The sequence below is a fragment of the Oceanobacillus sp. M60 genome (assembly GCF_053839645.1).
This window is the reverse complement of the sequence record NZ_JBSSNH010000001.1, coordinates 513,718-539,846: the sequence shown is the minus strand read 5'-3', so window position 1 is coordinate 539,846 and position 26,129 is coordinate 513,718. Positions and strand designations below refer to the sequence as shown.

Genomic DNA, 26,129 nt, shown 5'->3' with positions numbered 1-26,129 from the left:
TAAAAGACCTTATCCTTTTTGTACAGGAATCCAAATCTCCGTTTTCATATCATGGATGCTTTTTACAATCTCGGGAGCTTCTGCAAGTTCATATCCCGATGTTGGAAACCAGTCTGTGTAAATTCTACTCCAAGTGCTTGTTAAGGCATGAGGCATCTCACCCTCCGCATCAAAAACAGCCCATTGTTGTTTAGGTATTTCTAACGCAGCGAGATGATCTGGAGCAGTTTGATTTGTTACAACAGCAATATAGTATTCCAAGGCTTCTTCGCTCTGCTCTGGACCGTGGCAGGTATTGACGGTGATATTTAGTATGCCGCTTAAATTCGGATCTTCTCTCTCAAGTGTTCCAAGTTTTGCATAATCTGCATCGGTAAGTGTATTCCAAAGAGTAGGGTTAAAATCTCCATCCTCTGGATACATGACTTCCTTATGCCCTACAATGTGAAAAGCATCTTTTTCGACAAAACGATATTTCATCTCAACATCTCCTTTAATAGAAATTTGGAAGGAAATCGGTGGATAAGCTTTAAGAGAAACTCCTGTCTGCTTTACTGTACTAGGCAAGGTATGGTGCAATTCCTGAAAGGCTCTGGAGAACGAATCAGGGGACTGGTAACCATATTTCAATGCTACATCAATCACTTTCTTGTTATTCTCCTGCAGTTCTAATGCTGCCAATGTTAGTCGACGCCTGCGTACATACTCGGATAAAGGGATACCGGCAAGAAAAGAAAACATTCGTTTGAAATGATGTTCCGAAAAACAGGCAATTTGAGCCGCCTGCTGGTAATTGATTTTCTTATCTAAATGCTCCTCTATATAATCAATAGCAGCATTCATGGAATTAAGCGTATCCATGTGATAACCTCCTCTTCTCATTTAAAGGATACCAATTGAAATCAACTGTTTCCCGACAATATGCGTTCCAATTTGTCGCAGTGTAACTGGTTGAGACTGGGACTACAATTACTCGCCCCATCGAAGGGCTTTTGTAAGACTCCCGCTTCAAGAAATGAGTAAAAAAATTATATTTCTAAGTGGGAGATCCAACAACCAGTAACGGCCCGATTCGTTCAACTAACCTTCAGTGGGGAATGAAAGAAAACCCCCACTGAAGGAAGTTTCACTTTATCGGAAAGCTGGTGAAGCAGTATGCTATTCAGAAAATGCTTCGGAATATTGAACCACACCACTGACATCCTTTAACGCACCCGGTGTTAACTCCAAAGCCATAAAGGCTTCATCTGGAACATCGAATGGAGCTTGAATTCCCCATAAACTGGCCGGTTTAAAGCCGAAGCGGGGATAGTAATCGGCATGACCAAGCACAATCACAGAAGGGTATCCAGCTGCCTTTGCCTGTTCTAATCCTTCATTTATCAACATAGACCCAATCCCTTGCTTTTGGTAGTCTGGATGAACAGAGACGGGCGCAAGAGCCAGCGATGCTGTTGTTTGTCCGTTGTTTTCAATCGTTATTTTTGAAAAAAGAATTTGGCCAAGGATGTTATTTTGTTGATTTACTGCGATGATAGAAAGCTCTGGAATAAAAGCATTGGACCTGCGGATACGTTGTACAAGTAAATGCTCTTGTTGATCACTCATCTCTTCGTTTCGGAAAGCTTGTTCAATGAGCGCTTCTGTTTTTTGATAATCTGTTGGTTGTTCTTTACGAAGGTTTATATTCAAGGAAACCCCTTCTTTCTTATATAATGGATTGTAGTGAAGGCTTTTGCTTATTTTACTATATAAGAAGGAAATAATAAATGATGGTGAGGGACAGCGAATATGGAAAAAGAAAATACATTTACCATACAAGTCCAAGTTTTTTTAGATAATCTTCTTCATGAGATAAATCAAATTATAGGAAATCAATTTGTTATAATTCAAAAGATAGTGTTATGATTTGAATTATTCCAATAAGAAGTAAAGTTTACGTTAAGAGGAGGAATAATAGATGAGCAATCAGTATCCTATTATCAATGGAGCAGAATCGTTTTATTTTGAAGGGAATCGTGCAGGGGTTCTAATAATCCATGGTTTTATTGGCTCGCCTCAAGCGATGTATCCGATTGGAAAAGCTTTCGCAGACGCAGGGTATACTGTTTGTGGACCGAGGTTAAAGGGTCACGGAACAGCTCCTGAGGATCTGGAAAAATATACATACCAAGATTGGATAGCTTCTGTTGAAGAAGCATATAACTGGCTTGAAGAACGATGCGATAAAATTTTTGTTTGCGGTTTATCCATGGGAGGCACATTGACGCTATATACGGCAGCAAAGTACCCGCTTGCCGGGATAATTACTGTCAACGCAGCAGTGGAATTACCTGCAATGTATGAAAATCTCAAAGAGCGTTTCATTGCGGATGATGGACCAGATATCAAAAAGGCAGATGCTATGGAAATCACTTATGAAAAAATACCAGTTAAATCAATTAAAGAGTTAGAAAGCCTGATAAAAGAAACAAAGGAGAATCTGGAGAAAATAACCTGTCCTGCACTTATTTTTAGTTCCGAAGAAGACCATGTTGTCTCACCTGATAATGCTCAGATGATATTGGACAGCATATCTGCTAATTCAAAAGAGATCGTCACCCTGAAGGAGAGCTATCATGTAGCAACCTTGGGTAATGACCAAGGTTTGATTATTGAAAAGTCTCTGCATGCATTGCAGTCATGGGAAGAAGAAGGGGAATTATAACAATTTAATAAGGGATGACATCGAAGCTGATGTCATCCCTTTTGTCATCTTAAAAGTAAATGCTTCTGCACCTGCATCTAAGAAGATTGTGTTTGATTCTGTCCTCCGCTAGCACCTTGATTCATTGCTTGGCCGCCGCTTGCAAGCATATCCTGAAGCGGTTTAGCAATATCCTGCATGGTGGAGCTATTCATGGAATTGGAAAGCTTTTGTGACATGTTTTGAAAGGAACCATTTTGCATTCCCATGCTTATACCATAGGCTGCCGCACCTGCTACACCTGCAGCAATCAGTGACGTGGTCATTCCTTTTTTATTATTCATCATTAATTATCATCCCTATCCATTTAGAATGTGAATCAACAACGATACTTAGTTTGGGATTAAATTTGAAAAATATACAGGAGGTTTTGATTTTTTTTGGATATTTCAATAGCTGTCTTTAACGAAAAGTTAAAGAAATAGCGGATTTTCTGACCTAAAAAAGAAATTTAGAACATTTGTTTCTTTTGGGAGGCTGTGTTAATATAATTCAGAACTTACTTTCGATTCAGTCATCGAATGATACCAATGAAAGGACTTGATCACTTTGCAGATTCAAAACCCGCATGACAAAATTTTTAAAGAAACATTTTCAAATGTGGATGTTGCAAAGGATTTTATTACCCACTTTTTACTGCCTTCCGTTCGCGAAACCATTGATGTAGCATCCATTCAGCCGCAAAAAGACAGCTTCGCCACGGAGAACCGTCCGTAAAACCCCCCACCTCGAAATAGAGAGTGAAAATAAATTCATTTAAGCGGGGGATAACGGACGCTAACTCCCTGAATCACTCAACTAACATTCTGTGGGAGAAGAGCGAAAACCCCACAGAAAGAAGTTTCGTTTTATCAGTCACGACCTTCAAGAATATTTCTCCGATTTGCTATTCCAGACAAAAATTCATCAAAAACCCGCGTACGTCTATTTTCTATTCGAGCATAAAAGCTATCATGATTACTATACTGCTTTGCAGTTACTGCGATATATGGTGGAGATATGGGAAATCAAACGGGATAATAAAGAAGAAAATAAGCTGCCAATCATTATGCCGATTGTGCTGTATCATGGCGATACAGATTGGTATGCAGGCACTTCCTTTCATCACTTGCTGGAAGGGTATAAGGATTTCCCGCCCAATTTGCAGAAATATGTCCCTGATTATGAATTTTTTCTATACGATGTATCTGGTTATAAAGACGAAAATGTCCAATTGAATGTGTTCCTGCGAATTATTCTGATGGTGTTTCGGGATATCCGCAAAAAGGATATCCACGCCGTGGTAAATACCATCTATCAGGCAGTCGATTACCTGCGGCAGCTGCAGGATCAAACAAGGGCAATAGCGTATTTGAAGACGTTGTTTTATTATATTTTCCGTGTCCAGCGGCATCTTACCAAAAAACAATTTTATGATATAATCGACCATATAGGAAACACTTATCAAGAAGGGAGCGAGTTGACAATGACATTAGCGGAGATTTTTCGGAATGAAGGAAAAGAAGAAGGCAGAGCGGAAGGAAAAGCAGAAGCATTAGCCAATACCACAATTCGATTAATCACAAAGTTTGTAGCTCCACCTTCAGAAGATATAAAGAAAAAGATATACGAACAGGAAATAAACACACTGGAAGCAATAGTGGATCACATAGATGAATTGAAAACCATAGAAGACGTCAAACAATACTTGAAATAGAAAAAACACGGGGGAAATCCGTGTTTTTTCTATTAACAACAAGGAAGAGAGCTCCCTGCCTCTTATCAAGTTTGCTGGATTCATTTGCTGAAAATAACTTTAGGAAGCTGCCTGTATCGCCGTGTTTTTGTCAGCAAAATGAATCGCGTGGTTTTGGCACAGAAAGACCGAATAGCGGTCGCAAATATAAAGCAAGGAAGGTACCTCCAAGAGCCATTACTCCCCAAATGTAACCATGTGCACTAAAGGAAGCAATGCCGCTGAAATATGCGCCGACATTACAGCCGAATGCAAGGCGTGCGCCGTAACCCATCAGAAGACCACCAATAATGGAAGCGGCAGTGTTTCCTTTGGTAACTCTTGTAAACTTAAATAATCCTCCTGCTGCGGAAGCAATGAAAGCTCCTAAGATGACACCGAAATTAAGAGCGGTTGTCGTATCTGCGAAAATAGAAGCATGGAGAGCTTCTGTATTTCCCGCCCAGTAGCCCCAGCTTTCCACATTAAAGCCAAGTGCTCCTGCTGCTTTTGAACCCCACAGTGTAAATGCGGCTGTCACGCCCCAGGGGCTGTCACGAGTGAGCAGCGTAAGAGCGTTTAAAACAGCCAGTGCAGCACCCGCGGCGAAAAGAGGCCAGGAACCCCGGAAAAGTCGTTTCCAGCCCTTCTCGGAAGGGAGTGCCGCCATTTTAGGAGGCTTGCGTTTTTTCTCAATCAGAATGGTTATCCCGGCAATGATGGCAAAAATTAATAAAGAAACAATCCATGCTCCGCCGTAACCAAGCCCTGTTGAGGTTGCCAGAGAAAAAGGTTCCGCAGCTGGTAAATCGTCCATCCAGAATGTGGAATGAGCCGCACCAATAGTTGAGCCGACAATAAAAAATAACAGGGTAATAAACATAACAGTCCGGCCGCCGCCGACTGCGTAAAGTGTGCCAGAAGCACAGCCGCCGCCGAGCTGCATGCCGATGCCGAACATGAATGCTCCGACAATCAGGCTAATGCCGATCGGTGAAATATTACCGGCAGGTGTTCCTCCAAAAAAGGAAAACCCGAATGCTAAAATAGGTGCAAATAATGTACATGCAATAGCCAGCATGAACATATGTGCCCGCAGAGACTGGCCATTCCCTACTGAAGCTAGTCTCCGGAAGGCTGAAGTAAAACCGAAACGTGCATGAAACAATGTATATCCAAGCAGTAATCCAATCAATAACAACAATGGCTGAACGACATGTTGCGTGGCTGCTAAATAAATCGTCAAAATAAATGTAACAATGATTCCGCCTGCAACCAGTTTTTTCTGCGGGGGATTTAATTTTGGCGCATCCTCCACTTTTGCTGGTTGTTCGGAAACCGGTTGTGCCAATGTAGACATGTAAAACACCTCTAATTCCTATCAAGTTAGTTTGTTATGATTTTTTAGTTTATGCCTCTTTGGAAAAAATGTCAATGGGTTATTAGAAATGATCGAAATGCATTTTAAGGTAGGAAAAGGGTTTCATTATTTTTTGAAAAATCGATAAAGAGAAGTGGAGTTTTGATGAAAATGTAGATAAGGTAGAGGATAAAATAAAAACATTTATAAAATGAAAAAGGGCCCTTCGAAATACATCATGAAAAACTGTATCTCGAAGGGTTCTTTTCATCATGAAGCGTTGAGAACAATTGAAAGAAAATACGGCAGCTCAATCAAACAAACGGTTTTACCAGTTTCCCTTCACTGCCAACCATTTTGATTTTAGAAGCAACCATTTCTATTGCCGCATCCTTTGCTTTTTGTAAATATTGTCTTGGGTCTAATTGGTCTGGATATTCTTTAAAATGATCAGCAATTGCTTGGGAATAAGCGTTTTTTAATTCGGTAGAAACATTTACCTTTGCCATACCGAGTGAGACACATTGACGGACATCTTTATCAGGCACAGCGGAACCGCCATGTAATACAAGAGGAACGTCGACAATCTCAGCAATTTTTTGGATACGGTCAAAATCAATATCCGGATCCCCTTTATAGATTCCGTGTGCTGTACCGATGGCTGGAGCGAGTGTCGGTACGCCAGTTTGTTCTACAAAGGCAACACATTCTTCAGGCACTGCTTTTTGAGCATCTTTCTCGTCTACCACGATATCGTCTTCTACGCCGCCTACTTTGCCGAGCTCTGCTTCAATGTTGACATGTAATGATTTTGCTAAATCCACTACTTCTTTGGTTCGCGTTACATTTTCGTCAAATGAATGCATCGAGGCATCGATCATGACGGAAGTATAGCCTGCACGGACGCATTGTTTAATCAGCTCATAATCGGTACAATGATCAAGGTGTAAACCAACTGGCACTTCATAATAGTCTGATGCAGCAGTTACTACCTTCACAATATTTTTTGCGCCTAAGGATTTGACCGTTCCCATCGTTGTCTGCAAAATAACAGGGGAATATAATTGCGCTGCTCCTTCCACTACCCAGAAAATACTGTCAAAGGAATGGACGTTAAATGCGACAATGCCATAGCCTTCCTTTTTTGCTTTATTTAGCATTGGTGTTGTAGAGTATAAAGTCATTGAAATCTCTCCTCATTAGTTTATAGTTCTTCCAATGTAATCTGTTCTTTTATTGCATTTACATCGTTTATATCAATATGCGGGTACCAATATAAGCAGTTTGAAGCAGCAAAACTGCTTGCCTCTATGAGAGCAGTCTGGATTACTTTATTCGATTGAAACGCTTCTAACAATTTTCCTAGAAAAATATCACCGGAGGCCGTTGCATTTTTTGCTGTGATGTTTGGCAAAGTAATGCGATAGCATTTTCTGTGAATTTTTGCAATGGAGCCATCTCCTCCCAATGTAATAATAATATTTTCCAGTGCTGTATCATTCTTTAAGAGGGTAATGATTTCTTCCGTTGTTTCCGCTGTTTTGTTTTTTAACTCTAAATATTCCGATTCATTGACTTTTAGCAGCCATGGCTTCGCTTCGATGCTTTTGGATAGAGCTTCCCCGCTGCTGTCTATCACGCATTTTGCTCCTTTATCCTGCAAAGAAATAATTAAATCCCGATAAAATGATGAGGGTAATCCATCTGGCAGCGATCCGGAAAAGACAACATAATCTTCCGGTTTTACCGAATCCAGTAAGGTATCCTCAAATGCCTGTTTTTCAGATGTGGAGATAACCGGTCCTTTTTCATTAATTAAATGTACGTGCCCTTTTTCGTTATCTACAATAATGGAACAGATACGCGTATTTTCTTTAATAGGTGTTACTGTCGTAGAGATATGCTGGTCATTTGCCAAGCTTTGCAAATGTTTGCCAATATATCCGCCTAAAAAAGCGTGTGCTGTGAAAGCGCTGTTTGGATTTTGAAAAGAAAAAGAACGAATCACATTAAACCCTTTTCCTCCTAATAGCTCCTTCGCCTGATGTGACCTGCTGACACCGTTAACATCAAATTTCTCTAAAAAAATTGTTCGATCTAATGCGGGGTTCGGACAAACAACATGCAACAAACTATCACCTCATTTTCATGTTCGATAGATTTATCATAAATCCTAAAGCAAAAAAAAGCAAAGAAAAATTTAAATAAAGCAAAAAAATAATAAAAATATGTTTGCATTATTTTGTTTTATGTCTTATAATCAATTTAAAGCGTTTGCAAGTTATCCTTTAGGAGGTGTTTAGATGCTCTCACAAGATCGTCAAGAAATTATCATGCAGTATCTGCAAACAAATAAAAGCGTGAGAATTGCAGATTTAAGTAATGATTTAGGAGTAACTCGGGAAACCATCCGCAAAGATCTCTATGAAATGGAACAGGAAGGCATTGTTCGGAAGGTTCATGGGGGAGCGATACTTAATAAAGCCAATCTGGAGACAAAGTATGTAACGAGAAAAACAGTGAATGAAGAGGAAAAGAAGGCTATTGCTAAAAAAGCTGCTGAACTCGTGGAAGACGGGGATACCATTTATATAGACTATGGAACAACCGCTTTATACTTCTCCAGAGAAATAAATAACAAGAAAGATTTAACGATTATTACCAATTCGTTGCCGATTGCACAGGAGCTCATCGATTATTCTGATTTTGATGTCATTATTATCGGCGGGAATGTAAGGAAAAATGAAAACTCTTTATTTGGACCAATTGCTTATCGTGGGATTGAAAAGCTTTTTGTAGATAAAGGATTTTTTGGAATAGGCGGTTTAGATTTGCAGGCAGGCTATACCAATATGCATATGGGAGAGTCGGAAGTATCCCGGTTGATGATGAAACATAGCCAGCTAAAAATTATGATGGCTGATTTCTCCAAATTCCATTCTACTTCGATGAACCAAGTAGCTGCCATTGATGAAGTCGATATTTTAATCACAGACACAACATCTGATGCAGAAGCAGTAGAAACCATCAAATCACTGCAAACGAAAGTCTATACCGTTGAAGCGGAGAGGAGTTATAAAGATGAATAATTATCTTGATAAAGGTTTGATTCTTTTAAATAGCAGCGCAGATTCAACAGCTGCCATTTTTGAAGAGATTGGAAGCGTTATGATTACGAAGGGTTATGCCAACAGTGAATATGTCGAGGGATTAAAAGCAAGGGAAAAAGAATTCCCGACTGGTGTTCCGACAGGCGTAATCGGAGTAGCACTTCCACACACAGATGCAAGTTATGTAAATGAAAGTAAAATCGGTTTAATGACGCTGAAGGAGCCCGTTTCTTTTCGGATTATGGGGAGCGACTCTGACGAAATTGAAGTGAAAGTCGTCTTTCTGCTTGGGTGCTCTGATGGAGAAGAACATATTCAAGTATTGCAAAAAATAGTGGAGCTGGTGCAGCAGCAAGCATTTTTAGATCAGCTATTACAGCTTCAAACAGTAGAGGAAGCGTATCAATTACTGGAATCAAATTTAGATTTATAAATAAAAATATTATTTAACCAAAATTGGAGGAATTTAAAATGAAAAAAGTATTAGTAGCATGTGGTGGAGCAGTAGCAACGTCAACGGTGGCAGCAAATAAAATCAGAGCTTTATTAAAGGAAAATAACATTGATGCAGATGTATCACAATGCCGTGTAAGTGAATTAGGGTCGAAAGTCAGCGGTACAGATTTGATTGTAACCACAGCTAAGGTGGACAAGGATTACGGTGTTCCGGTTATTCATGGATTGGCATTTATCTCAGGAGTAGGGTTAGACAAAACAAAAAAAGAAATTTTAGAGGTTCTGCAGTAGAGCAATCTCTTTATTAAAAGGAGGAAATTCCGTCCATGCAAATCTTACAATATATATTAGATCTTGGGCCGACCGTAATGCTTCCATTAGTTATTTTTATATTGGGAATTTGTTTAAAACAAGGCATTGGAAAATCCCTTCGTTCCGGGATAACCATTGGTGTCGGATTTGTCGGGATTAATTTGGTCATTGGTCTCTTAACAGATAATTTAGGACCAGCTGCACAGGAAATGGCGGACCGCTTTAATTTAGGCCTTTCCGTGGTTGATGTCGGCTGGCCGGGAGCTTCCCCGATGGCATGGTCATCAACGATTGCTATGGTAGCTATTCCTGTAGCCATTCTTGTCAACGTGCTAATGCTTGTAACGAAAATGACCCGTGTGGTTAACGTCGATATCTGGAATATCTGGCATATGACGTTTACAGGAGCCATTATTTTGGCAGCAACCGGAAACTTCTGGTTTGCAATTATTGGTGTTGTTGTTCACTCTGCCTTTGTTTACAAGCTGGGTGATTGGTTTGCACCGACAGTGAATAAGCATTTTGGCTTGGAAGGGATAGCGATTCCGCATGGTTCCGGAACCTGGTCCGCTCCATTTGCAGTGGTCATTGATGCCATTATCGATAAAATTCCAGGTGTAAAAAAAGTGAATATTAATTCCAGTAAGATTGAAGAGCGTTTTGGGGTTGTCGGCGAGCCAGTCATTATTGGCGCTGTATTAGGTATTGTCATTGGATTTTTGGCAGGCTACCCTGTATCTGACGTGCTGCAGTTAGGTATTCAAATGGCTGCTGTTATGGTCTTGATGCCGACAGTTGTTAAATTTATTATGGAAGGTTTAATGCCGATAGCAGAAGCTGCGCAGGCTATATTAGACAAACGCTTCCAAGGACAGCAATACTATATTGGGCTGGATCCAGCATTACTATTAGGCAATTCCCAAGTAGTAGCAGCAAGCCTGATTTTTGTTCCATTAACATTGGTTATTGCTATTTTGATTCCTGGCAACCAAGTCCTGCCGTTTGGCGACTTGGCTACCATTGGATTTTTTGTATCGATGGCAGTAGGGATCCATAAAGGAAACTTATTCCGGACGGTTATTTCCGGAGCGTTTATCATGAGTATCACTATCTGGATCGCGAATATGATGGTAGGCGTGCATACGAAGCTGGCAACAGATACAGGAAATATTTCAAGCGGCCAAGTTGCTTCTCTGGACCAAGGCGGAGCACCAATCACATTTATTTTGAAAGAATTATTCCAGCTTCAAAATTTAGTCCCATTGTTAATCATTGGCGGAATTTATGTATTCAGTATTATTTTTACGTACGTTCAATTTAAAAGAGAGAAAATATGAGGGAAATTTTAGATAGGAGATGTCGTTGAAATGAAGGCGTTAGTGCTGGAAAGTAAAGCAAACTTCTCCGTAAAGGATATGGAAATACCAGTTATTAAACCTAATCAAGTGTTAGTGAAAGTAGCTTATGTGGGAATTTGCGGTTCCGATTTAGCCCGTTATTTTGATGGGAAGGTGCATCATTACCCGACCATTTTAGGGCATGAATTTTCAGGTGTTATTACGGAAACAGGAAGCGAAGTGCAGGGATTAAATGAAGGAGACCGCGTGGCAGTAGCTCCATTAGTTCCGTGTGAACAGTGTTCCAGCTGTGCGAGCGGCCATCCGGCGCTTTGCGAGAATTATAGTTTTATTGGTTCCCGAGAGCAGGGGGCAATGGCTGAATACGTTGCGGTAAATGCCAAAAATATCCTGACTTTACCGGATGAAATTACAGACCAGGAAGCGGCGTTAATTGAGCCATTAACTGTTGCTATCCATGGAATTGAAAAAGTCGATATTCACGCCGGGGCAAGCGCCGTTGTTTTTGGAGCAGGTACAATCGGCATGATGTCACTGCTCGCACTGCAGGCAAAGGGTGCAGGAGAGATAACGGTTATAGATATTGACAACGCAAAGCTGGAAATGGCGAAAGCGTTAGGAGCTACAGTTATCGTCAATTCATTAGAAGTTGATTTAGATGATTATTTTAAAGAAAATCAAAGACCGGAAATCGTAGTCGAAACAGCAGGGGTGCCGCAGACTCAGGTTCAGTCATTGAGTGTAGTGGAGAAGCTTGGTCAGGTTGTATATGTTGGCACAGCCAAGAAAGAGATTACATTCCCAGCAGATGTATTTGAAAGAATTCTAAGAGCAGAATTAAAAGTATACGGTTCTTGGATGTCCTATTCCGCTCCTTTTCCAGGATTTGAATGGACAGCAGCTTTACAATACATGAAGGATGGAAAAATCGATGTAAAAGCCTTGATTCATGAAGTGAACCCGCTGGAGGTCAAAGAAGAACCATTCCAGAAAATGATTGATCCGGATAATCATTCGATTAAGTTTTTATATGATGTAAGACAGTAGGAAGGAAGCCTTGAAGGGTACAGTTTCATTGTATCTTTCAAGTTTTTTTCGTCACCACAACTTTAAGATATAGAAACTCCAGAAGAAAGATGTACAACCAAATAGATGCGGCCAGCTTACTTAATAAATTAAATTAACTATGGTATGATATTTCTAAAACGATGAACGGAGAATCTGGATGCAGCGAGGCACTTTTCAATTAATGAAATCGGTCAACAAATCACTTGTTTTAAATAAAATTCGTACCTTTGAACCGATATCAAGAGCACAAATAGCGAAAGAAACAAAACTCACCCCGCCGACCGTCAGCAGCATTGTCAAAGAATTAATAGAGGAAGGGCTGGTGATCGAAAAAGAATTGGGAGCTTCGCAAGGCGGAAGAAAACCAACCTTGCTTTATGTGAACAGCAGTGCGTTTTACGTCATTGGAGTAGATGCAGGACCAGAAACAATCCGATGCATCCTTTCTAATTTATCCGGAGAAATTTTGGAGCAGTCATCTGCCATCATTCAAAAGCCGATAACCAATCAAGCCTTTATGACGATGCTAAAAGACGGTATTCACAACGTATTACAAGCCTCCTCTGTTGAAGACGATAAAATTATCGGCATCGGTGTAGCCATGCATGGGGTAGTCGAAGTTGAAACAGGCATCGCTTTATTTGCGCCGAACCTGGAGCTGAAAAATATTCAAATAAAAGCAGAGCTGGAGGAAGCATTCAATCTGAACGTCAAAGTGGAAAATGACGGCCGTGCCATGGCTTTAGGAGAATCCTGGTTTGGCGGTCATGCGAATGTGGAAAGCATGGTAGCTGTTAATCTTGGACGCGGTGTAGGTGCGGGTATCGTTATCAATGGGAAATTATATCATGGAGCACAGGATATTGCCGGCGAACTGGGTCATATGATCATCGATCTTCATGGAGAACGCTGTACCTGCGGGAATAGAGGATGCTTACAGACTTTTGCGACCGGATCAGCAATTGTTGCGTATGCGCATAAAAAAATAAAAGGTGCTTCCCAGGATGCAGATACAGCGGAAACTATCTATGAACGTGCGATAGCAGGCGAGCAAGAATATATCGAGGTTTTTCAAGAAATTGCGGAAATTATCGGCATTGGCTTGACCAATTTAATTCATATTCTGAATCCGGATAAAATTATTCTGGGCGGAGGCGTTATGAACAGCCGGGAAATAATGCTTCCTGTTATTAAACAAACGATTCATCAGCGTGCCTTGACAGGGAAAGCAAAGGAAACACAGGTTGAGGCGACGAATCTTTATGATAATGCCACGGTGCTTGGAGCTATATCCTTACTTTTGATTGAATTATTTAATCCAGTATAAAAAACGGACTGCATTTTATCAGCAGTCCGTCCGGTTTTTATATGAATGATTCACGTATCCAATGCCGCAATAAACCTGTCAAACGCAGCTTTTTCTTTAAATACCCCGGCATCTTCCAGTACCCGCTTGAATTTCAAGCCGAGTTCCTGTTGTAATATATCTTCTGCTTGTTCCTCGCTGGAAATCGTACCGTATTTATCTTTTATTTGATTGGCCCATTCCTGATGGTAGTCAGCGATATTACTTGGCTTTCCGCATAAATCATTTTTGATCTCCTGCAATTCATCCTTTAACCTTGCTGGAAGAACGGCAAGCCCCATGACTTCAATCAGGCCGATATTTTCTTTTTTAATATGATGGACATCTGCATGCGGATGGAAAATCCCCAGCGGATAGTCGCTGGATGTCCGGTTATTGCGTAATACCAGGTCCAGTTCATAGCTGCCTTCGCGTATTCTGGCAATTGGTGTAATAGTATTATGCGGTGTATCGTCCGTAAATGCGTGTACTGCTGCTTGTTCATCTGAATAATTTTTCCATGTTTGCAGAATATGATCGGCAGCTTCAAGCAAGGATGATTTATTCTCGCTCTGCAGCCGAATCACAGATAATGGCCATTTTAACACGGCTGCTGAGACGTGATCGAAGTCTGGAATCAAAAATGAAAAAGCATTTTCAGCATGCGTCATCGCGAATTCGTAATTTCCAGCCTGATAATGGTCATGGCTTAAAATAGAGCCTCCGACAATGGGCAGGTCTGCATTGGAGCCAATAAAGTAATGTGGGAACTTTTCCGTAAACGTAACCAGGCGTTCAAATGCTTGCTTATCGATTTTCATATCACGATGCTCTTCTGCGAGTAAAATACTGTGCTCGTTGTAATAAACATAAGGCGAATACTGAAAATACCAGTTTTCATCTCCTAACGGAACCTTGATTACACGATGATTTGCTCTTGCCGGATAACCAGTCCGTCCGGCATATCCCTCATTTTCAATACATAAAAGACATTTAGGATAGGAAATCGTCTGCTTAAGTGCGCGTTCTCTTTTGATTTGCTCCGGATCTTTTTCAGGTTTGGACAGGTTGATGGTAATATCAAGATTGCCATAACCTGTTTCCGCTTTAAAATGAATATTTTTACGGATACGGTTCATCTGGATATAGTTATTATTTTTGCTTAAGGCATAGAAATAATCCGTCGCTGCTTTTGGTGATGCTGCATATTTTTCTTTAAAAATAGCATTTACAACAGAAGGGCGGGCGACAAAGCAATTCATCACATTAGCTGATAGGATTTCCTTCGCATCAAAAACATCCTCAATGATGTGATTTTCTACCGCGTAGTCTACGATTTTATCGATCAGGTTAGGGATGGAATCTTCTGTCGGCTCTACTGTCTGATCCGGAAAATCCGCTATTTTTAGCAAGGACATGACTTGATTTCGTGCATAAATTTCATCGGAGCCTTCGATTAATTCTTTTTCTATCGCTTTGTCGATTAATCCTTGGATATCATGGTAAATCATTTTAAATCGTCTCCTCCTGCATAGCCATTTGGATTACTGCTGTGCCAATTCCATGCGTCTGCTATAATTTTTTCAATTGAGGTGCGGGAAGGCTGCCAATGCAATATTTCCTTTGCTTTATCAGAGCTGGCAATAAGAACACTTGGATCACCGGCACGGCGGCTGCTGATTTGGGAAGGAATTACTTTTCCAGTTACTTTACGAGCAGCTTCAATCATTTCCTTCACAGAAAACCCTTGATTGCTTCCGAGGTTGAAAATATCGCTTTGCCCGTTTTCTTTTAAATAATCTAATGCCAGAAGATGTGCTTGAATAAGATCCTCCACATGGATATAATCTCGTATGCAGGTGCCATCCGGTGTATCGTAGTCGTCTCCGAATATAGTGATTGCTTCACGCTGCCCAAGAGCTGTCTCTAAAATAATGGGAATCAGATGCGTTTCGGGAGAGTGGTCCTCGCCGATTTCTGCTGTCTCTCTTGCTCCGGCCACATTAAAATAGCGTAAGGAAACGTAACGGATGCCATGTGCATGTTCTGTCCATTTCATGAGCTTTTCCATTGTCAGCTTGGTTTCTCCATAAGCATTGGTCGGATTGGCAGGCAATTTTTCCGTTATCGGAATTGTTTCCGGTTCTCCATATGTAGCGGCAGTGGAAGAAAAGACGATTTTATCCACTCCGAATTCGACCATGGCCTGGAGCAGCACCTGCGTACCGTAAACGTTGTTATCAAAGTATTTAAGCGGATTTTCCATGGATTCTCCAACGAGTGAATTGGCTGCAAAATGAACAACGGCATCAATCGATTCTTTTGCAAAGACGCTTCGTAAAAAATCGATATCCCGGATATCTCCTTGGTAAAAAGAAGCGTCAGGGTGGATTGCTTCTTGATGTCCTGTTTCCAGACTATCCACGACGACGACATGCTCGCCGCGGTCGATTAATTGGTAGACGGCGTGAGAACCGATATATCCTGCTCCACCTAAAACGAATATGCTCATTTTATCTCCTCCTCCGTTACTTCTTTGGCGCCATCTGCAATAGAAGCAGTGTAAAATGTTGGTTCATAGCCGATTTTGTCCTGATAAATTTGCTTGAGATGATGTTTGAAGTCCCTTACTGCATCCTGATGGACAATAGCGATGGCACATCCTCCAAATCCGGCGCCGGTCATACGTGCACCAATGACGCCCTCCTGTTCCCAAGCCGCAGCTGCAATCGTATCTAATTCGATTCCAGTCACCTCATAATCCGATTGGAGCGAAAGATGCGATGCATTCATGAGCTGGCCAAAAGCATGTAAGTCGCCGTTACGCAGTTTCTCTAATGCTTCCAGTGTCCGCGCATTTTCATATACAATGTGTTTGGCCCGTTTTTGATTAACTGGATCTGTGATCAGGTGCTTCGCTGCTTCAAATTGTTCCGTCGATAATTCACCAAGGTGCTGGATGGAAAGTTCCTTTTGCAAATCCTGGAGCGCCTGCCGGCATTGCGCAAACCGTTCATTGTATTTAGAATCTGCCAAGGATCGCTGTTTATTGGTGTTGATAATGATAATCTCATAATCCTGTAAATGCATTGGTGCATAGCTGTATTCCAGTGTTTGGCAGTTTAAGAGAATGGCATGATTTGTTTTTCCCATCCCGACAGCAAACTGATCCATAATCCCGCTGTTGACCCCAATATAATTATTTTCTACTTTTTGCCCGATTTGAATCAGCTGAAGCCGGTCTATTTCCAAATTAAAAAGTCCTTCCAGCAATACACCGGTCGCTAATTCTAAAGAAGCGGATGAAGAAAGACCGGCACCATTTGGGATATTTCCATAAAATAAGATATCTGCACCGGATGTGATGGCATAGCCTTCTTGTTTCATATATTGGACCATTCCTTTTGGATAATTCGCCCAGCCGTGCGCTTTCTGGTAAGAAAGATGATCGAGGTCACATTCTATTATTCCGTTTTCAGAAGCGTTTAAAGAATAGAAACGTAATTTTTGATCATTTCTTTTTCTGGCAAGTGCGTACGTTCCAAATGAGATAGAAGCAGGCAGGACATAACCACCGTTATAATCCGTATGTTCACCAATGAGATTGATTCGCCCAGGGGCGAAAAAGCGGCGAGGGGCTTCGGATGTATCAAAAATCTGGTGAAATGCTTGGGTTAGATTTGTCATAAGGACCTCCTGATTTATATTTTTTATTGGTATGCTTATCCATATTGCAACTTTATTAATTTAATTAATTAAGTTCATTTTATAGTTTTTCCTCCTATTCTGCAAATGTTTCTATTAAAAAATTCATCAAATGAAAATAGATATCCCGAAGAAAGCTCCCTACGATAGAAATTATCGCAAGAAGCTTTCTTTTATTCTTTTACCGATCCTGCTGCAAGTCCTTGTACAAAGTGTTTTTGCAGAAGGAGGAACAGGATTGCCATTGGTAAGGTAGCAATAATTGCAGCGGCAGCAACTAAGTTTAAATTATTCGCATTTTCTCCAAAGAATTTGGATAAAGCAACTGTCATGGTTTGAACGGACTCATCCTGAAGGAAGAAAATCGCAAATTGATAATCATTCCAAATATACACACAAGCAATAATCAGAATCGAAGCAGTGATTGGTTTTAATAACGGAAATACAATTTGAAAGAAAATCCGAAATGTCCCTGCTCCATCGATTCGAGCCGCTTCTTCTAATGATTTTGGTATGGTAGACCGGATAAATCCAGCGTATAAAAAGATAGTTAAAGGCAGATAAGAAGCAACATTATTAAATATGGCAACCTGGTGTGTATTCATCAACCCTAAGTTGACTACTAATTGATACAGTGGAACTAACGCAGCCAAAGGCGGTACAACCATAATAGCGATAAAAAACATGTACATAAAACGATTCAGCTTTGTCTGTCTGCGTGCTAATGGATAGGCGGCCAAAGAACCGACAATAATCAATATGGCCGCTGCAAAAAATGTAATGATACCTGTATTTAATAGGGCATTCCCTAGATTTGCTGCCTCCCAGGCTTCCCTGAAATTAGACCAGCTAATATCGAAAGGGAAGACCCACTTTGAACTGAAGTCACTTTTTTCCTTCAGCGCAGTGGTGATTAGCACATAAAAAGGAAGAAAATGAAGCACCGTAATGAATAAGGCGAGTGTCGATAAAGCAATTTTTTTTCTATTTGAACTATAATCCATTATGCTTCAACCTCCTTGCGTCGGAAATAAATCAATGCAGATAAACTCAGGATGAGAATAATAACCATCATCAGAACACCTTGTGTAGCAGCATAGCCGGCATCTTCTCTTCCAAAATATAGATCGTACATAAACGTAGACATCGATTGAGATGAATTTCCGGGACCGCCGCCTGTTAATGAAATAATGACATCAAACAGCTTGAGGCCGCCGATAATGTTAATCACCATATTGATCGTAATGGAAGGCATCAATAAGGGAAACGTAATATTTTTGAACTTCTGGAAGGAAGAAGCACCATCAATTTCTGCTGCTTCATAAAAATCTCTCGATACACTTTGCAGTCCGGCCAGATAGATAATCATTGCGATACCTACGAATTGGAACGTGTTTACGAAAACAATAATCCATATGTTGATATCTACATTACCAAGCACATTGATTCTTTCTAATCCTAATCCAATCAGGACATCGTTTAAAGCTCCCCCTTGATAGGAAAAGAAGAAGTACCAGATATAGCCCATAATCAAAGGACTGATAATAACAGGCAAATAAACAATGGTTCGTGTAAGGGTCTTAAAATGGACACTTTGATTAAGTAATAAAGCATAGGCGAGTCCAAGAACATTTTGGAAAATGGTGCTGCCGATGCCGTATATTAATGTGTTGCGGACTACCGTCCAGGTATCGGGGTCAGTCAACATTCTTGTATATTGTCTAAATCCGATATAATCAAAAGTTTGTGAAAACCCGTTCCAGTTTGTAAATGAAATACGAATCCCGTTTAAGAAAGGATATACAATAAAAAAGACAACAAACAGGAGGGCTGGTAAATACATCCACCAAAGGGATGAATTTTGCTTCGTTCTTCCTATTTTTTTCGTACTTACCGTCATTTATATTCAACTCCTATAAAAACAAATTGATTTCCAGCTCCGAACGCCACAAACTAAGAGATTTCCCGTTGTGCCCTACGATAAGTCATCATCAGTTCGTTACCTCATTGTGATTCCTTTATCTCTTTAAGTAATGGAAGTTCGACCAAGGTCGAACCACCCCAAAGTTCGGGGCGCAATCTCTACGCTTTTGTTATTTATTCAAAGCCCGCCTGTTCTATTAAACGTAAGTATTCATTTTTCATTTTTTGAGAGACGCCTTCAGGAGAAAGGGCGCCAGATAGTAACTCTTGTCCGCTCATTCCCAGTGGTTTCCACATGCCATTTGGTAAATAAACTCGATCAAAATATGGCTCTACCAAGATGTCATCATATTGCTCATAGTAATCCTGGTAATAGATATCAGCAGTAGCGTTGGTAAGTCCAGCTGCTAAAGAGGTTCCTTCTGCAACAGCTTTTACATTCTCAGGTCTGGCTAAAAAATCAATAAACTTTTTTGCTTCCTCAGGATGCGCTGTATCCTTCCAGATGGCAACCGTATGCCGCTCGCCGCCAATCCAGGTCGGGTCATCACCTTCATGGATAGCCGGTACAGGCATGATGCCCAGTTCGATATCCGGGTTTAACTCTTGAATCACATGGATAGGTACAGTTTGCATAACAAAAGCAATTTTGCCTTGAGCAAGTAATTGATTTTTTTCGTATGGTCTTGCAGTGAGCACGTCTATATTTAATAATTCTTTTTCATGCATTTCTAACAATTTTTCAGATAAGTAGTCATAAGGTTCCCAATCAAAACTGCCATCTAGTAATTCTTCACTGTAATCATGGTCAGGATGGGTGATAAGCAATGGGCTGGCAAATTGATCATAGTACTGACCAAAAGCATTTTCATTAGAGCCCTCGAACCAAAGAGGCGCAATTTCTCCGTTGCTTTTTTCTTTTACTGTTTCTAAAGCTTCCATAAATTCATCAAATGTTTCTGGTACTTCAATATCGTACGCATCAAGAATCTCTTTATTATAAGTTAACCCATCCATTGCCTGATTGAGCGGGTAGGCGTACACCTTGCCTTCCTCATCTACAAAGTTTTGCTCCAGTGTGGGATCCATGTCGTCTACCCAGTCCATGTCCCGCAAATCCATGGTATATTCTCCATATCTGTTCTGGGCCCAGCCATGCGTATCGAATAAATCGGGCAAATCATTTGCTGCCATTCGAATTCGCAGCTGACTTTCATAGTCTTGTCCCGGCATATTTAAATTAATATTGATGTCCGGATATTCTGCTTCAAAATCGTTGACAACGCTCTGCATCGCTTCTTGCTCTGCTTCATTGGATACAGTAGAGAAAAAGGTTAACGTTACTTGGTTTCCCGGTTGTGTACTCTCCTCCGAATCGGTTTTATTTTCAGCATCATCATTCGAACAGCCTGCTATAATAAGGCCGGTCAGCATCAACAACAATAATGTTTTAAGGCATAATCGCATAAGGATACTCCTTTTATCAGTAATTTGAATCGGTACAGTTGCAAGGAGTACGAAATATTTCCTATAATAGATGAAATAGCGTACGCTTGCTATTAGTATGCTATGGATAGACCTAGATCTGTTCCGCCAAAAACGATTCTAGGTCTATTGCTTGTTTAGCAGGTAAGAAAGTATAAACTTTTTTACTGCATAAGTGTAACTAAGGTTGTCACCTAAAGGCTTGGTGACAACCAAGTTTTCTAACAAATTATGAAAAAATGCGTCTTGATAGAAAAATAGGTTTCCTTGATATATCGAAAGCTAGTTTGGAACATGCCGTGTTTTTGCTAGTGCACCGCAGCTTTCGCGCTGCACAAATGTGGTAGGGACATTCACTTTTAATGGAATGTCTCTGCCCTGTAATCGGTCAAGCAGCAGCTTTACGCTTGTTTTTCCCATCGTATCTGTTGGAACATGAATGGTTGACAACGGACAGCTGGCAAATTGGGCCATTTCTACATTATCAAAGCTGACAATAGCGACATCTTCAGGGACTTTTATTGCTGCTTCCTGTAAAGCTCTTAATGCACCTACTGCCATCGGGTCACTTGCAATAAAATAGGCTTCCGGTAAATTTCCTTTTTGGATGGCTTCTTTCATTAAACGGTAGCCATCAGACATCGTAAACTCTCCTACAAATACATGAGCATCATTATAGTTACCCAGTTCCTTCATTTTCTTTGTGAAAAATACATAGCGTTCATCCTCTATCTCCCGCTTTTCATTTGCTTTGATATGTTTTCCTTGCATTCCGCCGATATATCCAATATTGGTATAACCTAGAGAGAATAGATGCTCCAAAGCAATCCAAGTGGATTTCTCAAAATCAATTACAATAGAATCGAAACGATTTTCATCCGGAGAATGATCGACAAAGACCAGATGCTTGATTTGCTCATGGATTGTATCTACAAGGCTTTCATCGATTTTTCCAGCAATAATGAGACCATCCAGATGAACATTCAGCTGATGCAAATGGAAATCGCTCATCCGATAAACTTCATTAACTTCGATGTTGAAATGCTTGCATTGACTTTCAATACCATGTCTGATGGATAAGAAATACGGATCACTAAGTTCTTCCTCAAGGGACTGACACATCAGTATCCCAAATTTATAAGTCGGACTAGAGTTTTGAAGCTGTTTTTTTCTGCCGCGAACCGTTTGATAATTTAATTGATTAGCTGCCTCGATAATCCGTTGGCGTGTTTCTTCCGTTACAGATAAGGATGTGTCATGGTTTAAAACTCTTGATACGGTTGTAATAGAGACATTTGATTTACTTGCGATATCTTTAATTGTTGCCATAGGTTCCCCACCTTTTTTTTACTAAACTTTACTATGCTAATATACTATCAGGTGAGTTAAACGCTTTCAACAAGGTGAAATACAAATAGAAAAAGCGTTTATGATGTTCTTGGAAAAACAAAGTGAATCAGCCTGTATACTACAAGAAAGCTTTTAGGATTCCCTCTCCTTACCATAGCAAGGAGAGGGAATCTAAGTTATTCATACGCTGGAAGCCAATCTCCATGCGCTTCAATCAAATCATCACATAATGAGGTAATGTCATCCATGGATAGTTCCGCGGATGTATGCGGATCCAGCATTGCAGCTTGATAGATTTTTTCTTTCTTTCTCGTTAACGCAGCTTCTACGGTTAATAATTGAGTATTGATATTCGTCCGGTTTAATGCAGCGAGCTGTTCCGGCAAATCACCTACATACGTTGGTGCAATCCCGCTTGCATCTACTAAGCAAGGCACTTCCACGACTGCATTTTCTGGCAGGTTGCTGATCAAACGTCCTGTATTTAATACATTTCCGCCAATTTTAAATGGCTTGTCTGTCTCCATCGCTTCAATAATATAAGAGCCATATTCGCGAGAGCGCTCATGTGTCAGGTTTTGGTCGTTTACTAAGTCATCACGCATTTTTTTCCAATCTTCAATCTGATTCACACAACGGCGCGGATACTCGTCCAATGGAATATTGAATCGTTCGATTAATTCAGGATATTGACTTTTAATAAAGTATGGGTGATATTCGGCATTATGTTCAGAAGATTCTGTAATATAATAGCCGAATTTATCCATTAATTCGAAACGAATCATATCATCATGCTTTTCTTTTTGCTTCTCTTTCGCACGTTTTTTAATTTCAGGGTAGAGGTCTTCACCGTGCCGCGTGATTTCTAACAGCCAGGCCATATGATTGATACCGGCGATTTTCCACTGCACGTCATCTGTCGGCATTTCTAAAGACTCCAGCAGATCTCTTGCACAAACCTGTACGCTGTGACAAAGTCCGACTGTTTTAATGCCTTCCTTCAGCATGATATTCGTTAGAACAGCCATCGGATTCGTATAATTAAGGAACCAGGCATCCGGGCAAACTTCTTTGATATCACGTGCAAATTCCTGCATGACAGGGATGGTTCTTAAGTTACGGAAGATTCCTCCGATCCCTAAGGTGTCTGCAATGGTCTGACGCAATCCATATTTCTTCGGGATTTCGAAATCTGTGATGGTAGCAGGATCATAACCGCCTACCTGAATCGCATTAATGACATATTTTGCGCCGCGTAATGCTTCTTTACGATCCTGATACGCTTTTACCGTAACTGTAGCATTCAAGCTTTTCTTCAGGTTATTTAACATCATTTCAGAATCTTGAAGCCGATCTTCGTTTATATCAAATAAAGCAAATTCAAAATCCTGCAACGCATCGACTGTCATGCAGTCACCTAATACGTTCTTTGCGAAAACCGTACTTCCCGCACCTAAAAATGTAATTTTGGACATAAGCTATTTCCTCCTAAAGTAGAATCAAAATGTAATATGAGAATGTCTTTCTGATGAATCCATATTTGCTTCTTTTTAGTAAATTGTTTTACTGAAAAAGAGTAAAAAAAGAAACAAGGTCTCTTTTTGAGTACGATTAAATTGCTATTGCTTATCTACATATTAATAGATGCGTAAAGCGTTTTCAATCGTAAAATAAATTGAAAATAAGTAATATATTGCTCTCTTTTAATCGGTAAATAATTGGTTAACTGGCATGATATCTGTGTTTTGTCGGTAATTACTTGGGGTTTCTCCAATGGTTTGCTTAAAAACTTTACTAAAATAATTACTGGATGTATACCCGACTTCTTTTGCAATATCCTCGATACTTTTCTTTTCAGTAATTAATAAGTGAAGCGCCTTTTTCATTCTGATTTTTGTCAGGTAACGGATTGGCGTCTCATTTATAGACTTTACAAATTGGCGTGTGAAATAATATTTGGATAAGCCGGATACGCTGACGATTTCATCTAATGTAATATCTTCACTATAATGATTCTCTATAAATTCGATTGCCTTTGAGATAGAAGGAGGGATTGCTTTAGATTGCTGCTGGTTATATTCTAAGTATCCGAGAAATTCCATCAGAAAAGAATAGGCGCAGGAGGAAGCCTTGTAGCCATGAGAAATCCCTGCCGTTTCTATTCTCTTTAAGGTATTAAAAATATAATTAACGGGGCTTGAATGAATGGACAATTGGAATAAATGACCATGCTTTTTCGTTATTTGCTGATATAACTTCGCTGCCTCTGTACCAGTAATGGTAAAGAAAATAAATTCCCATTCCTCTGCATCAGCAGGGAGATAATACCGATGATCGCTCGGAACATCAATAAAGAAAGCATCTCCTTTTGTTAATTCATGCGTGGTATCCCCGATGGATATTGCACCGTTCCCATGCAGCGTATATTGAAAGATAATAATATCCTTTTCGCCTCTTTCCAGCCCATGCCAGCTGTAATTAGCGGGGTTTTGATGATGTTCGAAGCCAATCGCATGCAAATCTGCTACGTTATCTTGATAAGCTCTTTGAAAACGAAATCCATATGAGTTGTGGCTGATATCTTTATACAAGGAAATACCTCCTTCATTTTTTTACATTTTAACATGGGTTATCTTACTGGAGGATGAGTGACTGACAAATCTCTTGTTCAGAGAAAAACGAAATAACTTATATCTATCTGCCAAGTAACTGGTGAAGATAGGTAATAAATGATGATAGCCTAATGAAAAAAGAACCCATTTCTGATAGGGTTAAGAGTATAACCAAACTATCGGTAAAAAGGATATGGATAAGAATTGTTTTATTTAATGCAGGAAAGGCAGGACTAAAGATGAAGGAGTTATTCAAATCAAGCAATTGGTTTTCGGGTCTTCAATGGCTCTTTTTTATTTTTACAAATATTGTTGTAATTCCAATCACAGTTGGTGCGGCTTTTGAGCTTTCCCAAGAAAGAATTGCCAGCTTACTTCAATTATCGTTTATTGTGACTGGAATAGCGTGTATGGTACAGGCTTTGGTCGGACATAAACGGGCAATAATGGAAGGGCAATCGGGGCTTTGGTGGGGCGTTATCTTAACGCTGACTTCTACTGCTGCGGCACAAGGAATGCCTTTAGATGTGCTTGGAGGAAGTTTGACAGCAGGCATTATTATTTCTGGAATCCTCACAGTGATTATTGGTGTAAGCGGAGCAGGACCTTATATTGCCAAATTATTTAACCCGGCTGTTATGGGAGTATTTATGTTTTTATTTGGATGCCAATTAATCGGGATATTTTTAAAAGGTATGCTGGGTATACCTTTTGGAAACGAGGCGGAAAATGCTCAAATTAATTTATCTATTTCCCTATTGTCTTTTATGATTGCAATCATTGTGGCTATTATTAGTATTAAAGCTCCAGCAAGCATTAGACGCTACGGGTTATTAATCGGAATAGTTATTGGTTGGATTGCATTTAATCTCACTTTTGAGCAACAGGGAGCGATTAGCCAAACTGCCTCATCGAGTATGGCATTATTCCCGCTGGGTAAACCAACGTGGGATACGGGTATTGTTATAACGACAGTGTTAGCTGGTCTGCTGAATACAGCGAATACGTTTGGAGCGTTAAAAGGGACGGATAGTATCTATCGTGCAGAGACAAGCGATTCCCAATACCGTTCCTCATTTACGATAACAGGGATTTTTACCGGGCTGTCTGGGGTGCTTGGACTTGTCCCGTATGCGCCGTATGTCTCATCCATTGGTTTTTTGAATCAGACAGGGATCATTAGGCGGTTACCTTTTATTCTCGGCAGTTTCATGTTCTTCTTAATGGGCATTATTCCGCCAATCGGGCACTTTTTTTCTATGCTGCCGTTGAGTATAGGCAGTGCAGTATTATTTGTTTCTTATTTACAGCTGTTCAATTCATCATTAAGTTTCTTTCGTCAGGTTGAATTTAATACGCTCAATATTTATCGGTCGGCTGTTCCCTTATTTGTCGGTATCATTATTATGACCTTCCCTGCTTCATATTTCGATACCTTGCCTGACTTTCTTCGTCCGTTGTTAAGCAGCGGGTTATTAGTAGGTATTATTTTAGCACTTATACTTGAGAATGGTTTTGATTGGAATCGCACATAAGGACAGGTTATAGATAAAGAAGCGGTGAATAAATCAATGGACGTTTTTTA

At 40.2% G+C, this 26,129-nt stretch carries 25 protein-coding genes; 10 read left to right on the top strand and 15 right to left on the bottom strand.

Annotated elements, in window-relative coordinates; genetic code table 11:
• Positions 1–9 precede the first annotated feature (9 nt).
• Entirely contained in the window at positions 10–861 is an 852-nt protein-coding gene (locus ACW0TQ_RS02685; RefSeq protein WP_212929442.1) for an AraC family transcriptional regulator, read from the bottom strand.
• Positions 862–1,158: 297 nt separating this feature from the next.
• The gene (locus tag ACW0TQ_RS02680) at positions 1,159–1,692 is read right to left on the bottom strand and encodes a GNAT family N-acetyltransferase (RefSeq protein WP_212929443.1); all 534 of its coding nucleotides are present in this window, start codon (positions 1,690–1,692) and stop codon (positions 1,159–1,161) included.
• 268 nt (positions 1,693–1,960) lie between these two features.
• Between ACW0TQ_RS02680 and ACW0TQ_RS02675 the strand changes: the two genes are divergently transcribed.
• Positions 1,961–2,707, top strand: a complete 747-nt coding sequence (locus tag ACW0TQ_RS02675) for an alpha/beta hydrolase (protein WP_455725307.1) — start codon at positions 1,961–1,963, stop codon at positions 2,705–2,707.
• 77 nt (positions 2,708–2,784) lie between these two features.
• On the opposite strand, the gene ACW0TQ_RS02670 is transcribed toward ACW0TQ_RS02675, so the two are convergent.
• Positions 2,785–3,033 carry a hypothetical protein gene (locus ACW0TQ_RS02670; protein WP_042531617.1) on the bottom strand — a complete coding sequence of 83 codons (249 nt, stop codon included), beginning with the start codon at positions 3,031–3,033 and terminating at the stop codon, positions 2,785–2,787.
• Positions 3,034–3,295: 262 nt separating this feature from the next.
• Between ACW0TQ_RS02670 and ACW0TQ_RS02665 the strand changes: the two genes are divergently transcribed.
• Complete coding sequence (locus ACW0TQ_RS02665; RefSeq protein ID WP_212929445.1) at positions 3,296–3,463, top strand: Rpn family recombination-promoting nuclease/putative transposase; 168 nt, start codon at positions 3,296–3,298, stop codon at positions 3,461–3,463.
• Positions 3,464–3,554: 91 nt separating this feature from the next.
• The gene (locus ACW0TQ_RS02660) at positions 3,555–4,442 is read left to right on the top strand and encodes an Rpn family recombination-promoting nuclease/putative transposase (RefSeq protein WP_212929446.1); all 888 of its coding nucleotides are present in this window, start codon (positions 3,555–3,557) and stop codon (positions 4,440–4,442) included.
• Between the two features lie 130 nt (positions 4,443–4,572).
• Here the strand turns inward: ACW0TQ_RS02660 and ACW0TQ_RS02655 are convergent, their stop codons facing one another.
• The 3 genes from ACW0TQ_RS02655 to ACW0TQ_RS02645 all read right to left on the bottom strand — a co-directional run bounded on the left by ACW0TQ_RS02655 (position 4,573) and on the right by ACW0TQ_RS02645 (position 7,951).
• On the bottom strand, positions 4,573–5,820 hold the full coding sequence (locus ACW0TQ_RS02655) for a YeeE/YedE family protein (protein WP_212929447.1): 1,248 nt from the start codon (positions 5,818–5,820) through the stop codon (positions 4,573–4,575).
• Between the two features lie 314 nt (positions 5,821–6,134).
• Positions 6,135–7,004, bottom strand: a complete 870-nt coding sequence (locus ACW0TQ_RS02650) for a class II fructose-bisphosphate aldolase (protein ID WP_212929448.1) — start codon at positions 7,002–7,004, stop codon at positions 6,135–6,137.
• A 20-nt stretch (positions 7,005–7,024) separates the two neighbouring features.
• Positions 7,025–7,951: a 1-phosphofructokinase family hexose kinase gene (locus tag ACW0TQ_RS02645; RefSeq protein WP_212929449.1), complete on the bottom strand. Its 927-nt coding sequence runs from the start codon at positions 7,949–7,951 to the stop codon at positions 7,025–7,027.
• Positions 7,952–8,123: 172 nt separating this feature from the next.
• Between ACW0TQ_RS02645 and ACW0TQ_RS02640 the strand changes: the two genes are divergently transcribed.
• The 6 genes from ACW0TQ_RS02640 to ACW0TQ_RS02615 all read left to right on the top strand — a co-directional run bounded on the left by ACW0TQ_RS02640 (position 8,124) and on the right by ACW0TQ_RS02615 (position 13,451).
• On the top strand, positions 8,124–8,909 hold the full coding sequence (locus tag ACW0TQ_RS02640) for a DeoR/GlpR family DNA-binding transcription regulator (protein WP_212929450.1): 786 nt from the start codon (positions 8,124–8,126) through the stop codon (positions 8,907–8,909).
• The gene (locus ACW0TQ_RS02635; protein WP_042531627.1) at positions 8,902–9,363 is read left to right on the top strand and encodes a PTS sugar transporter subunit IIA; all 462 of its coding nucleotides are present in this window, start codon (positions 8,902–8,904) and stop codon (positions 9,361–9,363) included. The genes ACW0TQ_RS02640 and ACW0TQ_RS02635 overlap by 8 nt, the downstream gene beginning before the upstream one ends.
• A gap of 38 nt (positions 9,364–9,401) precedes the next feature.
• Positions 9,402–9,677 (top strand): PTS galactitol transporter subunit IIB, encoded by a 276-nt coding sequence (gene gatB / locus ACW0TQ_RS02630; RefSeq protein ID WP_042531629.1) that lies wholly within the window; start codon positions 9,402–9,404, stop codon positions 9,675–9,677.
• Between the two features lie 35 nt (positions 9,678–9,712).
• A complete protein-coding gene (locus ACW0TQ_RS02625) occupies positions 9,713–11,035 on the top strand; it encodes a PTS galactitol transporter subunit IIC (RefSeq protein WP_042531631.1) in 1,323 nt (440 codons plus the stop codon).
• A 30-nt stretch (positions 11,036–11,065) separates the two neighbouring features.
• Entirely contained in the window at positions 11,066–12,103 is a 1,038-nt protein-coding gene (locus tag ACW0TQ_RS02620; RefSeq protein ID WP_193062784.1) for a galactitol-1-phosphate 5-dehydrogenase, read from the top strand.
• Between the two features lie 178 nt (positions 12,104–12,281).
• Positions 12,282–13,451 (top strand): ROK family transcriptional regulator, encoded by a 1,170-nt coding sequence (locus ACW0TQ_RS02615; protein ID WP_042531634.1) that lies wholly within the window; start codon positions 12,282–12,284, stop codon positions 13,449–13,451.
• A 50-nt stretch (positions 13,452–13,501) separates the two neighbouring features.
• Here the strand turns inward: ACW0TQ_RS02615 and galT are convergent, their stop codons facing one another.
• The 9 genes from galT to ACW0TQ_RS02570 all read right to left on the bottom strand — a co-directional run bounded on the left by galT (position 13,502) and on the right by ACW0TQ_RS02570 (position 24,523).
• Positions 13,502–14,980 carry a UDP-glucose--hexose-1-phosphate uridylyltransferase gene (galT, locus tag ACW0TQ_RS02610; protein WP_042531636.1) on the bottom strand — a complete coding sequence of 493 codons (1,479 nt, stop codon included), beginning with the start codon at positions 14,978–14,980 and terminating at the stop codon, positions 13,502–13,504.
• Positions 14,977–15,981: a UDP-glucose 4-epimerase GalE gene (gene galE / locus ACW0TQ_RS02605; RefSeq protein WP_042531637.1), complete on the bottom strand. Its 1,005-nt coding sequence runs from the start codon at positions 15,979–15,981 to the stop codon at positions 14,977–14,979. The genes galT and galE overlap by 4 nt, the downstream gene beginning before the upstream one ends.
• The gene (locus ACW0TQ_RS02600) at positions 15,978–17,156 is read right to left on the bottom strand and encodes a galactokinase (protein WP_212929451.1); all 1,179 of its coding nucleotides are present in this window, start codon (positions 17,154–17,156) and stop codon (positions 15,978–15,980) included. The genes galE and ACW0TQ_RS02600 overlap by 4 nt, the downstream gene beginning before the upstream one ends.
• A 191-nt stretch (positions 17,157–17,347) precedes the next feature.
• A complete protein-coding gene (locus ACW0TQ_RS02595; RefSeq protein WP_042531641.1) occupies positions 17,348–18,178 on the bottom strand; it encodes a carbohydrate ABC transporter permease in 831 nt (276 codons plus the stop codon).
• The gene (locus ACW0TQ_RS02590) at positions 18,178–19,074 is read right to left on the bottom strand and encodes a carbohydrate ABC transporter permease (RefSeq protein ID WP_042531643.1); all 897 of its coding nucleotides are present in this window, start codon (positions 19,072–19,074) and stop codon (positions 18,178–18,180) included. Before ACW0TQ_RS02590 ends, ACW0TQ_RS02595 begins: the two co-directional genes overlap by 1 nt.
• 197 nt (positions 19,075–19,271) lie before the next feature.
• Positions 19,272–20,564, bottom strand: coding sequence for an ABC transporter substrate-binding protein (locus ACW0TQ_RS02585; RefSeq protein ID WP_042531645.1), 1,293 nt, complete (start codon positions 20,562–20,564; stop codon positions 19,272–19,274).
• Between the two features lie 300 nt (positions 20,565–20,864).
• On the bottom strand, positions 20,865–21,911 hold the full coding sequence (locus tag ACW0TQ_RS02580) for a LacI family DNA-binding transcriptional regulator (RefSeq protein WP_042531647.1): 1,047 nt from the start codon (positions 21,909–21,911) through the stop codon (positions 20,865–20,867).
• Positions 21,912–22,108: 197 nt separating this feature from the next.
• Positions 22,109–23,407 (bottom strand): alpha-glucosidase/alpha-galactosidase, encoded by a 1,299-nt coding sequence (gene melA / locus ACW0TQ_RS02575; RefSeq protein ID WP_042531649.1) that lies wholly within the window; start codon positions 23,405–23,407, stop codon positions 22,109–22,111.
• Positions 23,408–23,635: 228 nt separating this feature from the next.
• Positions 23,636–24,523 (bottom strand): AraC family transcriptional regulator, encoded by an 888-nt coding sequence (locus ACW0TQ_RS02570; RefSeq protein WP_455725306.1) that lies wholly within the window; start codon positions 24,521–24,523, stop codon positions 23,636–23,638.
• A 260-nt stretch (positions 24,524–24,783) separates the two neighbouring features.
• Here ACW0TQ_RS02570 and ACW0TQ_RS02565 point away from each other — a divergent pair, with 260 nt between their 5' ends.
• A complete protein-coding gene (locus tag ACW0TQ_RS02565; protein ID WP_212929452.1) occupies positions 24,784–26,079 on the top strand; it encodes a uracil/xanthine transporter in 1,296 nt (431 codons plus the stop codon).
• The last annotated feature ends 50 nt before the right edge of the window (positions 26,080–26,129 follow it).

What these genes read in the sequence shown, in the direction of transcription:
- ACW0TQ_RS02580 (WP_042531647.1), bottom strand. Translation starts at nt 21,911, where the DNA reads ATGGCAACAATTAAAGATATCGCAAGTAAATCAAATGTCTCTATTACA.
- ACW0TQ_RS02640 (WP_212929450.1), top strand. Translation starts at nt 8,124, where the DNA reads ATGCTCTCACAAGATCGTCAAGAAATTATCATGCAGTATCTGCAAACA.
- ACW0TQ_RS02585 (WP_042531645.1), bottom strand. Translation starts at nt 20,564, where the DNA reads ATGCGATTATGCCTTAAAACATTATTGTTGTTGATGCTGACCGGCCTT.
- ACW0TQ_RS02670 (WP_042531617.1), bottom strand. Translation starts at nt 3,033, where the DNA reads ATGATGAATAATAAAAAAGGAATGACCACGTCACTGATTGCTGCAGGT.
- ACW0TQ_RS02615 (WP_042531634.1), top strand. Translation starts at nt 12,282, where the DNA reads ATGCAGCGAGGCACTTTTCAATTAATGAAATCGGTCAACAAATCACTT.
- ACW0TQ_RS02635 (WP_042531627.1), top strand. Translation starts at nt 8,902, where the DNA reads ATGAATAATTATCTTGATAAAGGTTTGATTCTTTTAAATAGCAGCGCA.
- galT (WP_042531636.1), bottom strand. Translation starts at nt 14,980, where the DNA reads ATGATTTACCATGATATCCAAGGATTAATCGACAAAGCGATAGAAAAA.
- ACW0TQ_RS02655 (WP_212929447.1), bottom strand. Translation starts at nt 5,820, where the DNA reads ATGTCTACATTGGCACAACCGGTTTCCGAACAACCAGCAAAAGTGGAG.
- ACW0TQ_RS02620 (WP_193062784.1), top strand. Translation starts at nt 11,066, where the DNA reads ATGAAGGCGTTAGTGCTGGAAAGTAAAGCAAACTTCTCCGTAAAGGAT.
- ACW0TQ_RS02685 (WP_212929442.1), bottom strand. Translation starts at nt 861, where the DNA reads ATGGATACGCTTAATTCCATGAATGCTGCTATTGATTATATAGAGGAG.
- ACW0TQ_RS02565 (WP_212929452.1), top strand. Translation starts at nt 24,784, where the DNA reads ATGAAGGAGTTATTCAAATCAAGCAATTGGTTTTCGGGTCTTCAATGG.
- ACW0TQ_RS02600 (WP_212929451.1), bottom strand. Translation starts at nt 17,156, where the DNA reads ATGACAAATCTAACCCAAGCATTTCACCAGATTTTTGATACATCCGAA.
- ACW0TQ_RS02650 (WP_212929448.1), bottom strand. Translation starts at nt 7,004, where the DNA reads ATGACTTTATACTCTACAACACCAATGCTAAATAAAGCAAAAAAGGAA.
- ACW0TQ_RS02675 (WP_455725307.1), top strand. Translation starts at nt 1,961, where the DNA reads ATGAGCAATCAGTATCCTATTATCAATGGAGCAGAATCGTTTTATTTT.
- galE (WP_042531637.1), bottom strand. Translation starts at nt 15,981, where the DNA reads ATGAGCATATTCGTTTTAGGTGGAGCAGGATATATCGGTTCTCACGCC.
- ACW0TQ_RS02625 (WP_042531631.1), top strand. Translation starts at nt 9,713, where the DNA reads ATGCAAATCTTACAATATATATTAGATCTTGGGCCGACCGTAATGCTT.
- ACW0TQ_RS02590 (WP_042531643.1), bottom strand. Translation starts at nt 19,074, where the DNA reads ATGACGGTAAGTACGAAAAAAATAGGAAGAACGAAGCAAAATTCATCC.
- gatB (WP_042531629.1), top strand. Translation starts at nt 9,402, where the DNA reads ATGAAAAAAGTATTAGTAGCATGTGGTGGAGCAGTAGCAACGTCAACG.
- ACW0TQ_RS02595 (WP_042531641.1), bottom strand. Translation starts at nt 18,178, where the DNA reads ATGGATTATAGTTCAAATAGAAAAAAAATTGCTTTATCGACACTCGCC.
- melA (WP_042531649.1), bottom strand. Translation starts at nt 23,407, where the DNA reads ATGTCCAAAATTACATTTTTAGGTGCGGGAAGTACGGTTTTCGCAAAG.